We start from the raw sequence: 11426 nt of genomic DNA on the forward strand, positions 1-11426 counted from the left end.
GTATCATCGTTTGAGTAAAGATTACGAACGTCTGACTGAAATGAGTGAAGCTGCCATATATGCCGTTATGACTCGTATTATGTTACGTCGTCTAGCCCTCTAAAGATTTACTTTATAAATGGTCTCTGAATGTTTTAAAGTTAATAAAAAGACACATAAAAGACATATATTTATTATAAAAAGTGCAAAATCCAAAACAAACCCGAACTATCTATACAAAAGATATTTGGATTACGGGAACCGATGATAAACTTTGAAATTCTTCATAAACATAGGCTCTATGTTACCATCTGGATGGTTTTAGACGGATCGTAACTGGCTTTCGAGTATAAACGCCAACGGCCGTAGCGTCTCTAAATTTGGTGGTTGAGGAGAGAATAATAGTGCAAGATAGCATGTCAGTGGCAGAACCGAATCTATATACACAGCGTAACCAGCCACGACCGATCCGCATAGGCGTGATTGGAGTGGGTAATATGGGACAACATCACGCTCGCGTGCTGAGTTCAATGAAAGATGTTGAACTAGTCGGAGTGGCAGATATTAATGTTGAGCGAGGGCTAGAAACTGCCAGCAAGTACAAAGTGCGTTTTTTTGAAGATTACTGTGATCTGCTACCTCTTGTAGATGCAGTTTGTGTAGCTGTTCCTACCCGTCTGCACTATGCCGTGGGCATCAACTGTCTGTTAGCGGGAATTCATGTTTTGATTGAAAAACCGATCGCAGCCAGTATTTCTGAGGCAGAGTCCCTAGTAAATGCCGCAGCTGAGTCTGGTTGTATCCTGCAAGTGGGTCATATTGAGCGTTTTAACCCGGCTTTTAAAGAACTAAGCCAAGTGCTTAAAACTGAAGAATTGCTGGCGCTAGAAGCCCATAGAATGAGTCCTTACTCAGATCGGGCAAACGATGTTTCGGTTGTGCTGGATTTAATGATCCATGACATCGACCTACTTTTGGAATTAGCTGCTTCCCCAGTCACGAAATTGACTGCTAGCGGTAGTCGCGCCCTAGACTCTGGTTATTTAGATTACGTAACTGCCACCTTGGGGTTTGCCAATGGCATTGTTGCTACTTTGACCGCCAGTAAAGTTACCCACCGAAAAATTCGCCGGATTGTCGCCCATTGCAAAAATTCATTCACTGAGGCAGATTTTCTCAAGAATGAAATTTTGATTCACCGACAAACAACTGCCAATTCTCTCAGCGACCACCGACAAGTACTTTACAGGCAAGATGGTTTAATTGAAAAAGTCTACACTAGCAATATTCAACCTTTGAGTGCAGAATTAGAGCATTTTGTCAACTGTGTACACGGTGGCAATCAACCCTCGGTAGGTGGTGAACAAGCTCTCAAAGCTCTGAGACTGGCAAGTTTGATTGAGCAGATGGCGCTGGAAGATCGAGTTCTGAATCCATTAGAATGGCAATCGGAACCAAGAGTACAATCAGTACAATCATTGACCCCGACAGCCTAGAAGAGGGGATGAGGGGGATGAGGGGGATGAGGGGGATGAGGGGGACAAGATAAAATTTTCTCCCTGCTGTCCCACAGGCGCAACCTCACAACCTCAGAAGAAAACCCTAGAGTATGTTTTTTAATTTGCCATCAAATCTTTAGATCCTCCCTAGTCCTTTTAAAAAACCGACTAAGGGGGATCTAAAAAATTAGAAAATAAAATCTGATGCTTGATTTCATTAATTTTGTCAGATTCGTAGTGAGCGATTTCTCGCTCAATTTCAAGGGCTAGTATCGCAAGGCGGAAGTCAAAAGCAGCCAGTGCGTTGGGCGGTGCCGACTTGTACCCCTACGGGGAAGCAAGCTACGCTCAAGCGCGTTCCCGCTCTTTAGCAACTGGCTCTCAAAAGTTAAAAGTTTTGTATATCAAGGCTTTTGCAACTTTTAAAATGGTAGCTTGATTTCCGCCGCCCTGTACTAGAGCTACTTCCGAATTTGTATAAACTTCGCAATTAATGAAACAGCCCCTTAGCTTCCACTTGTTTTACTCTGCTTCCTCATTGCGATGCCAAGTTTTCGTGCAGCCGAATTACCTTGACTTTAGCAAGCGGGATAATTAGCTTTTTTTAAAAGCTAAAGCGGAATCTTAGTCACAAGAATAATACCGCAATTTCAGGAATTGACTCAATGCTTGAATGGATAACTAGTACTATCAACTATTTTGGCTATTGGGGAATCGCCCTACTAATGTTCCTAGAGAACCTTTTTCCCCCCATTCCTTCAGAATTGATTATGCCACTGGCTGGATTTACAGCAAGTCCATATCAACCAGGGGGGGCAAAGCTGAATATCATTGGTGTATTTTTCGCAGGACTTTTAGGTTCTGTATTAGGCGCACTTATTTGGTATTATCCAGGTAAGTTTTTGGGCGAAACCCGTTTGAAGGCTTGGGCTGACAAGTATGGCAAATGGCTGGCTATATCCAGTAAAGATATCACTAAGGCCAAAGAATGGTTTGACAAACAAGGTAGAAAAGCAGTATTAATTGGTCGCCTTGTGCCAGGAATCCGCACCTTGATTTCCGTTCCCGCAGGTATCAGCAATATGCCTTTGCTGCCATTCTTGTTTTACACAACAGTAGGTAGCGCGGCTTGGGTGGGTTTGTTAACATACTCAGGATACGCATTAGGTAGTCAGTATGAACTTGTGGACAAGTACCTTGCTCCTGTATCCAAAATCGTACTTGGCAGTTTGGTTCTAGCATTTGTTTTCTGGATATTCAAGCGCCAGTTAAGACGCGCTAGAAGATGAAACACGGACGCTTTTGGTTTGAAAGCAGTGAAAGCAGGGGTTACATCTGGCCAAAATTCGCCTACACTATGCCAAATAATACTAGATGTGCGAAGGCATGAGCTTATCGGAGGTATCGCCCGAATAATTTTTGGCGTATTTCTAGCTACACTTGACGCAACCTAGAATTTCTGGTTGCTCGCATTTTTGTAAGATGAGCATGACAACTTTTTACAGTTAAGTTTGAACTAGGAGCTTTCATGACAGACCAACCTTCCGCCGCTACTCCCATCAATGCTGCTGCTATACCCATGAATAGAGTGTCAGCATCGACTCCCATCAATGCTGTTAATAATAATATTCCTCCCAAGACAGGCGGTGTTCCAGGGAAAACCATTCTCAGTGTTGATTTAGGCAGAACTTCCACAAAAACTTGTGTAAGTCGTGAACCCGGTAATGTGGTGTTCGTACCTGCCAACGTCAAGCAGATGTCAATTGAACAAGTACGCGGTGGTGTTTTTGAAGCCAGGGCTACTGACCCCTTAATGGATTTGTGGCTGGAGTATCAAGGAAATGGATATGCTGTTGGTCAACTGGCAGCCGATTTTGGCGCGAATCTAGGAGTAGGCCAATCTAAGGTAGAGTCTGCACTGGTCAAAGTGTTAGCAAGTGCTGGCTACTTCAAACTTAGAGACGATATCTCAGTCGTACTAGGTCTACCTTTTCTTTCCTTAGAGCAATTTGAAAAAGAAAAAGCCCAGTTGATTAGCCAAGTAGGCGGGCCTCATGTGTTGAACTTCCGAGGCGAATCTATATCGCTGAACGTCAGTAAGGTATGGGTAATGCCAGAAGGCTACGGCAGTCTGCTGTGGTCTGAAGCTCAACCAAAGAAAAGTCCTGGCAGTCCCGATTTTACAAAAATATCGGTGGCGATCGTTGATATTGGACATCAAACCGTCGATCTTTTGATGGTAGATAACTTCCGTTTTGCCAGAGGTGCTTCTAAGAGCGAAGACTTCGGTATGAACAAGTTTTATGAATTGGTGTCCGCCGAAATCGAGGGAGCAGATAGTCAATCTCTAGCTCTGATTTCCGCTGTGAATAAACCCAGAGGTGAACGCTATTACCGTCCTAAAGGCGCTAGCAAGCCCACCAACCTAGACGATTTTCTTCCCAACCTTACGGAGATGTTTTCGCGCGAAATCTGTAGCCGTGTGCTAGCCTGGTTGCCAGAACGTGTCACCGATGTGATTCTGACTGGGGGGGGTGGTGAGTTCTTCTGGGATGACGTTCAACGTCTGCTCAAAGAGGCAAAGATTAATGCTCATTTAGCAGCACCTTCACGACAGGCGAATGCTTTGGGGCAGTATATTTATGGAGAGGCACAATTATCCTCCAATCGCGCTGCTAGGGCATAAAGCTGATGTTCCAATGGTCAAAAAAGGTAGTTAAATCCGTCACATTCAACCCAGAGCTTGCTGATGAAAGCTTGTTAGCGCAAGTAGAAAGTTATTTGGACAAACAACCAGACAAGACTTTCAGCGACCTCTGTAAAGAAGCCTTATGGCAATCTTTATGTGTACCGGAACCTGTACAACCTGCTCCACAAACAGCAGCAGCAACAAAACCGATTGAACAGCAAATCGGTGAACTGCAACGTCAAGTGGCTGGACTTGAGGAACGTTTTTTGGCCAAGGGATCTAATCGTTTGGAGGCAATGGAACACCATCTACTGCAACTTTCTCAACAAGTTGCACAACTGGCGCTCATAGTCAATGAGCGATCGTTCATTCAGTCTCCAACTCAATTAGAAGTAGTAAATAATACTTCTTATTCTGTTGCTACCCCTCCTCAAGAGGTTGACCCCGTAATCAGTCGCCTTAGTCAGTTTCTCGATGATTTTTAAGAAACAATCGCGTTTGTGAGCAGTTTTTGCTCCTCTTAACAATCCTTAATAATATTATCTATTAAGGATTGTTAATGTTTGTATTTGTGTAGATGAAGCGATCGCTCATAATAGCGAATCATCACGGCAATCCAAGTTAATCTGTTCTGGCATTATTGCGATCAATTGGGATTGGTCAAGCTATGCCTGATTTTTGAGATTGCATAAAGAATAATTTATAACCATTTGTAATCTTTACGCCTTACTTCAGCAAGCTCTCGACAGATTATGATAGAAATTTAGGGCTTTCTGAGAAAGCAATGCTATTTAGAAATATCAGAATGAGTAAGTGCGTAGTTTACCGCCGTAGGCATCGCTATTAAGTAAACCTGCAAAACTAAGGTTGAATTGGCTTAAACTCATATTTATCAGTTCCAGGTATTTGCTGAACTTGGACTAATAAGATGGGTTTGTTGGTGCGATCGCCTGATTTAGTAAACTGAATTGTTCCTGTTGCACCATCAACTGAAAAATTTGGACTATGCAACACCTGTTTTAGCCCTTCACGAGTGTTATTTTGCTGCAAACCTTTACTAATCGCTAGAGTTGCATCATAAGCTGTAGCTGTTCGCCAGTTCACTGTACCTTTCCATAATTTCTCCGAATTTTTAACAAAGTTTGAGTTGGAAGCATTACCAATATGCCAGGGAATTGCTACTACCATTCCATCAGCTTGCTTCCCCAAAGACTTTAAAGTACTTTGTCCGAAAATATTATCTCCTCCCAGTATATATAACTTGCGATTATTAGCCCGAATTACTCTGTAAGTTTTGTCTAGTGTTTCTGAATCCGAGGCTAACATCAACACTTCTGCACCTTGACTAATCGCCTGTTTTACAGCATTCTCTGCATTAAAATTACTCTTAGAGAAATTAAATTCTGCTTCTTTGAATACCTTACTCTCTTTTGGAAGATATTTAATAAACTCATCTGTTAGCGACTTACTGTAAGAACTCCCAAAAACAAAAAAAACTGCTACTTTCTGTTTCTGCAAATTTTTCACCATGTAATTAGCTAATATTTGTGCTGCTACTTCATCACTAGAAACTGTACGAAAAACATAGGAACTAAAATTAGAAATATTAACAGAAGTGCTAGTAGGAGAAATAGCTATAAGTCCTTCAGTGTTATAGACGTTGCCTGCTTCTAGGGTAGCATTGCTTGAAGCAGGGCCTACTACACCTAAGATTTCCTGATCTGCAACTAAAGCTTTCGCAATTTTTGTAGCAGTGCCTGGTTTCTCGTCATCATTGGCGATCGCTACCTGCAATAGCTTGCTATTAATGCCGTTATTGTTGTTTACCTCGTCTTGAGCTTGAGCTACACCGCGCAGTATCTCTTCTGCTAAATATGGGTCGATAGCAATAGGTACACTCACAGCAATTTTAAGCCAATTCCCTTTTTGACGAGCTTTAGCATTGTTTAAATAAATTAATGTTTCTGGGTCTCTAAAATTAGTTCTCCTATAAGAAGTGAAACTATCAATGGCAGTTTTACAATTACTATTAGCAAATGCTTTAACTCCAGTCTCTTTATCTGAGTTTGTATATTGTTTTAATAAAACTTCTTCACCCAAGCTAATGCTGTCATTCAAGCTATGCTCCTCTTTATTAGCACAGGAATCTCCTATATTTGAGGCTATCGTTATAGGTCGAAAAACGTATACTAAAGTACCACCAAAAACTACTCCGATTACTAATCCAATAATGCAAGCTCCTACAGAGTATTTCATATTCTTCTTTTGGTAATCCGAAGTGTTGACAACTACCGTAGTTGCGGCCAGTGGCTGTTCGGCAATTATGGGAGCTTCGATTAAAGCTATATCTTCATCTCTAAGTCCTAATGCTTGCTGAAGACGTTTCAAATTAGCGCGAGTTTTATCACTGGGAGGAAACTCAAGTTTAATTTCATTGCGAAATGCCTGCTCATATCGCTGCAATTTTTTCTTGTAGACTTCGATAGGCGCTAAAACTTTAGTTTCAATTGCAGCAGCGTCTATCGGTGCTAGTTGTAGTTCCTCTTGTAACCCTTCCAATGCAACACGACCAATAGCAGAAATTTTACCATTACCACTTTCTACCCAATAATCAACTTCCCGACGATATTTGAGGTTGGGATCATCAATAGGTGCTCTTGCAAGATTGATTTTATAGCCTTCTTTGATAGCATATATCTCCGGTTTCATTGCAGGAGCAGCTTCTTGGACTGCCTTGGTAGCATACTCATGCAATTCATCAACCGAAATCCAACCATCTTCATCACGGTCTGCTGCACCAGTCTCCAGTCCCTCAACTATGTAACGGGTGTAGGTCGAGGTATCTGCCCCTTGCTGTTCAAAAGAATATTGGGTAGAAGTTGAAGATGTGAGAATTGCTCGCCCCTCTCCACCTAATTGGTTTTTGATATCCACAAAACCATTATCTTTTGCTGACAAACCCTCAGCAAATGCGCCACTAAAGCAACAATCAAGAATTACTACCTCGCGCCTGGAACGACTATTACTCATGACCTCATGCACAAAGCTAGCTGGTACTGTTGTTGCTTTAACCAGCACTCCTTTGTCAGTTTTGCGGGTGTTACAAGCTGCGAAGTAAAGCTTACCACTCTCATCTTTTATGCCATGTCCAGAGAAGAACAGCAGCAAGAGATCATCTTTTTGACGATTATCAAACAAGGTTTCGATGGCTACCGCCATCTCATGTTGTTGAGGATTTATTAGCAGTGTTACATCATCAAAACCACCAATTTTTGAGTGCAACAAAACTCGCTGCATTGCCTCGACATCTTTTGTCGCTGCTGGTAATGGATTCAGACCAAATCCATACTCACTAACTCCAATTAGCAGTGCTACTTTCGCCATCTTGCTATTCTTCCTTATTGCTGGAATCTCTTAGTTGCCTGCGATAAACTTTTGAGCTTGTTCAATAGCAGCGTTTAACTCTTCCTGACTGCTAGCTTTCACCTTGAGTTTCTTACCGTTAGCCTCAACTTCCAATTCAATGGCTTTACTACCCAAGCGATCGCTCAAAAATCCCAATAATTTCTTACAATTGGCAACACTCACCTCTGCTTGCAATACTCCCAGCAGAAAACCTCCAAACGCCTTTGATCCTAGAGGAGTTTCTGTAACTGCTACAAGTTCAGCACTTTCTACATCTAAGTCTTTAATTTCTCGCAGCAGATTTCGTGTTTCGCGTTCCTGCTCATCTGCATCTAAGTCTGGATTAGAAAGAGCGATCGTTAACTTGATGTTAGATTCAGAACTCATTTTTTACCCTTTTCAGTTTTAAGCAGTTGACCGTCAACTATATTTCCGTGGTTTCTCTATTGACATCATATCCGCTATGTAAATTTTCTGAAACTTCTTTAAGATTTTTACAAAAACTCATAAAAGTTAGGTAAAAATTACTAGAAATTAAAAAGACGTAGCACTGCTACGTCTCTACATTATTTTTCGGAGATGTCTATTACGTCAGGTTAATTAAAACAAGTCCAAATCTGTTACAGCACCAATACTACTAGAAGATACCAATTTGGCATATTTCGCTAACACGCCTTTAGTGTAACGCGGAGCGGGGGGCTGCCAGTTGGCGCGACGACGAGCCAATTCTTCTTCAGATATATTCAACTGCAACAAACGAGCCGGTGCATCAATAGTAATACTATCGCCTTCTTCTACAAGAGCGATCGCACCACCAACTGCTGCTTCTGGAGCAACATGACCAACCACCATGCCGTAAGTACCGCCAGAAAAGCGTCCGTCGGTAATTAATCCCACCGCATCACCCAAACCAGCACCGATAATTGCTGAGGTGGGAGCCAACATTTCGCGCATCCCAGGCCCGCCCTTAGGCCCTTCGTAGCGGATGACTAGAATATCACCAGCTTGAATTTTACCCGCCAAAATTGCAGCTAAAGAAGCTTCTTCCGATTCAAACACCCGTGCGGGGCCGGTAATTACTGGCTTTTTCACGCCAGTAATTTTGGCGACAGCCCCTTCCGTTGCTAAATTACCTCTGAGAATAGCTAAGTGTCCTTGAGGATACATCGGGTTGTTCCAAGGACGAATCACATCTTGATTGACGGATGGTTCTTCTGGTATATCTGCCAATATCTCTGCGACCGTTTGACCCGTGATAGTGAGGCTATCACCGTGTAACAAGTCATGCACAAGTAGCATTTTCATTACTTGGGGAATGCCACCAGCTTTGTGCAAATCTGTAGCTACATATTTACCGCTTGGTTTTAAATCACACAAAACGGGAACACGGGCGCGGATGGTTTCAAAGTCATCCAGCGTTAACTCTACATCAGCAGCGCGGGCGATCGCTAAGAAATGCAATACTGCATTTGTGGAACCACCTACCGCCATAATCACAGAAATGGCATTTTCTATAGATTTACGGGTGATAATTTGGCGGGGTAAGATTTGTTTGCGAATAGCTTCGACTAACGCATAAGCCGATTTTTCCGTGCTGTCGGCTTTTTCGGCATCTTCGGCCGCCATTGTCGAAGAATAGGGCAAACTCATTCCCAGTGCTTCAAATGCTGAAGACATGGTGTTAGCTGTGAACATTCCCCCACAGGAACCAGCACCAGGACAAGCGCGACTTTCGACTTCTAATAATTCCTTTTCATCAATTTTTCCCGCACTGTATTGACCAACCGCTTCAAAAGAACTAACAACAGTTAAATCACGTCCGTTGTAATGACCGGGTTTAATTGTGCCACCGTAAACAAATATTGCAGGGATATTCATCCGAGCGATCGCTAGCATTGCTCCTGGCATATTTTTATCACAACCGCCAATCGCTAGCACACCATCCATACTTTGCCCAGTACAAGCGGTTTCAATGGAATCGGCTATAACTTCCCGCGACACTAGGGAATATTTCATCCCTTCAGTTCCCATCGAAATCCCATCGCTGATGGTTATTGTGCCAAACATTTGTGGCATCGCCCCGGCAGACTTTATACCAACTTCTGCTCTTTGCGCCAGTTGATTTATCCCCATGTTACAGGGAGTGATCGTACTGTAGCCATTGGCAATACCTACAATGGCTTTATTAAAATCTTCATCTTTAAAACCAACTGCCCGCAGCATAGCTCGATTTGGCGATCGCTGCACCCCTTGCGTCACAATTTGGCTTCTTAAATTCTCCGACATAGTTACATCATCCTCTGACTTGCATGTATAAGTATGATAGGTAGCAACTTTTGACATGTCCAATATATATTTATGAATATTTGAGACTTATAAAATATCAAAACTATGGAACTGCGACACCTGCGCTACTTCATTGCTGTAGCTGAGGAACTACACTTTAGTAAAGCCGCAGAGCGACTTCACATCGCTTAACCGCCCTAAGAGGCAGTTTTATTTGATTCGTGAAAAATATAAAATTTGAAAACAAACCGCAAAGTACGCTAAGGGCGCAAAGGGAAGAAAGAGATATATAATAATACCATCCTTGACAGTTTAAAGCCGAATACATTTTGTCACAGTTGGCGCATGTTTGGCTTTGCACCCGAATTCTTCAACATTAGATCTTGTGCATGAATCAAAAATAAGAACCCCACTTCTAATAGCGATCGCTATTAGAAGTGGGGTGTTAGCTACTTTTGCAGGAGATATATTAAACGATAATATCGTTTGCCACTAGTGGTGGTGTTCCTGTCAGCCCAATCTCAAATTCAGCTGAGAGATCCCCATCAGTGCTAGCTTGAAGAATACCTCCTGAATAACGAACCTGTCCGGCTGCGGAGAATGCGCGAGTCCCAATGAAGGTGAAGGCTTGGTTGCCTCCTACAGTGGAATTAGCGTCAATGGTAGATAGATCGATTTGATCGCCTGTAAAGATAGCGTTTCCAACGAAGTCAGTGATAACATCCCGTGATAAGCCAGTAGGACTATCTGAAACTGAGTTGAAATCGAAAATATCGTTACCAGCACCGCCACTGAGAGAATCAGTCCCAGCACCGCCAGTGAGGATATCGCTGCCAGCACCCCCATTTAAGTTATCGCTACCAGCACCGCCAGTGAGGATATCGCTACCAGCACCGCCAGTGAGGATATCGCTGCCAGCACCTCCATTTAAGGTATCGCTACCAGCATCCCCATTTAGGCTATCGCTACCAGCATCCCCATTTAAGATATCGTCGCCAGCATTGCCGTTGAGGATATCGCTACCAGCACCCCCATTTAAGATATCGTCGCCAGCATTGCCGTTGAGGATATCGCTACCAGCACCCCCATTTAAGATATCGTCGCCAGCATTGCCGTTGAGGATATCGCTACCAGCACCCCCATCTAGGGGAGGGCGCAAAATTAGCGGGGAACCGTTGACGGTATTATTGTCATTGAAAATGGTACCGTTGATAATTGCCATTAATTAGTTTCTCCTGAATTTAGAGGGTAAAAAATAACCACTTCACTTCCCCATCAGAAAACGGTGTTGCTGATTAAGAGTATGAATTTGGTTTCCCCAAAGGCGCAAGGAAACAGTTTCAAGTATTTAATTTTTGAATTTCACACTTTTATTCAGCAACGCCGAGAAAACAAAGCAAATAAATAATGAGTGGGAAGAGATAACTGAACCACACCTAATTACAACAGGTGTTTACTGTTAAGCCTGAAGATTTGAGAAGATTTGAAAAGCACTGGATTTATTGATGATGTTGGCATCAAAATTGTGCCAGAGGTGATGTTATATTCTTGTACCTGATGTTTTTACT

At 42.7% G+C, this 11426-nt stretch carries 8 protein-coding genes and 2 pseudogenes; 6 read left to right on the forward strand and 4 right to left on the reverse strand.

The genetic code is table 11. The annotated features are described in order from the left end of the window. The 5 genes and pseudogenes from LC608_RS10990 to LC608_RS11010 form a co-directional block, all read left to right on the forward strand. Positions 1-103, forward strand: a pseudogene (locus tag LC608_RS10990) (IS5/IS1182 family transposase); the annotation flags it as partial. A 280-nt stretch (positions 104-383) separates the two neighbouring features. Further along, positions 384-1475 carry a Gfo/Idh/MocA family protein gene (locus tag LC608_RS10995; RefSeq protein ID WP_229553578.1) on the forward strand — a complete coding sequence of 364 codons (1092 nt, stop codon included), beginning with the start codon at positions 384-386 and terminating at the stop codon, positions 1473-1475. A 668-nt stretch (positions 1476-2143) separates the two neighbouring features. After that, a complete protein-coding gene (locus LC608_RS11000; protein ID WP_229553579.1) occupies positions 2144-2767 on the forward strand; it encodes a DedA family protein in 624 nt (207 codons plus the stop codon). A 239-nt stretch (positions 2768-3006) separates the two neighbouring features. Next, entirely contained in the window at positions 3007-4164 is a 1158-nt protein-coding gene (locus LC608_RS11005) for a ParM/StbA family protein (protein ID WP_229553580.1), read from the forward strand. 5 nt (positions 4165-4169) lie between these two features. Next, positions 4170-4652: a plasmid segregation centromere-binding protein ParR gene (locus tag LC608_RS11010; RefSeq protein ID WP_229553581.1), complete on the forward strand. Its 483-nt coding sequence runs from the start codon at positions 4170-4172 to the stop codon at positions 4650-4652. Between the two features lie 376 nt (positions 4653-5028). On the opposite strand, the gene LC608_RS11015 is transcribed toward LC608_RS11010, so the two are convergent. The 3 genes from LC608_RS11015 to ilvD all read right to left on the reverse strand — a co-directional run bounded on the left by LC608_RS11015 (position 5029) and on the right by ilvD (position 9858). Beyond that, complete coding sequence (locus tag LC608_RS11015) at positions 5029-7551, reverse strand: ABC transporter substrate-binding protein (protein ID WP_229553582.1); 2523 nt, start codon at positions 7549-7551, stop codon at positions 5029-5031. 30 nt (positions 7552-7581) lie between these two features. Beyond that, positions 7582-7959, reverse strand: coding sequence for a hypothetical protein (locus LC608_RS11020; RefSeq protein WP_229553583.1), 378 nt, complete (start codon positions 7957-7959; stop codon positions 7582-7584). A 213-nt stretch (positions 7960-8172) separates the two neighbouring features. Beyond that, on the reverse strand, positions 8173-9858 hold the full coding sequence (gene ilvD / locus LC608_RS11025; protein WP_229553584.1) for a dihydroxy-acid dehydratase: 1686 nt from the start codon (positions 9856-9858) through the stop codon (positions 8173-8175). Between the two features lie 105 nt (positions 9859-9963). On the opposite strand from ilvD, the pseudogene LC608_RS11030 reads away from it, so the two are divergent. Next, positions 9964-10044, forward strand: a pseudogene (locus tag LC608_RS11030) (LysR family transcriptional regulator); the annotation flags it as partial. Positions 10045-10327: 283 nt separating this feature from the next. Here the strand turns inward: LC608_RS11030 and LC608_RS11035 are convergent. After that, the gene (locus LC608_RS11035; RefSeq protein ID WP_229553585.1) at positions 10328-11080 is read right to left on the reverse strand and encodes a calcium-binding protein; all 753 of its coding nucleotides are present in this window, start codon (positions 11078-11080) and stop codon (positions 10328-10330) included. Positions 11081-11426 lie beyond the last annotated feature (346 nt).

Origin of the sequence: Nostoc sp. XA010 (genome assembly GCF_020829625.1) — a bacterium.
Classification (GTDB): Bacteria; Cyanobacteriota; Cyanobacteriia; order Cyanobacteriales; family Nostocaceae; genus Nostoc.

Coding starts and splice junctions, on each gene's coding strand:
- LC608_RS11020 (WP_229553583.1), bottom strand. CDS start 7,959: ATGAGTTCTGAATCTAACATCAAGTTAACGATCGCTCTTTCTAATCCA.
- ilvD (WP_229553584.1), bottom strand. CDS start 9,858: ATGTCGGAGAATTTAAGAAGCCAAATTGTGACGCAAGGGGTGCAGCGA.
- LC608_RS11015 (WP_229553582.1), bottom strand. CDS start 7,551: ATGGCGAAAGTAGCACTGCTAATTGGAGTTAGTGAGTATGGATTTGGT.
- LC608_RS11035 (WP_229553585.1), bottom strand. CDS start 11,080: ATGGCAATTATCAACGGTACCATTTTCAATGACAATAATACCGTCAAC.
- LC608_RS11005 (WP_229553580.1), top strand. CDS start 3,007: ATGACAGACCAACCTTCCGCCGCTACTCCCATCAATGCTGCTGCTATA.
- LC608_RS11010 (WP_229553581.1), top strand. CDS start 4,170: ATGTTCCAATGGTCAAAAAAGGTAGTTAAATCCGTCACATTCAACCCA.
- LC608_RS11000 (WP_229553579.1), top strand. CDS start 2,144: ATGCTTGAATGGATAACTAGTACTATCAACTATTTTGGCTATTGGGGA.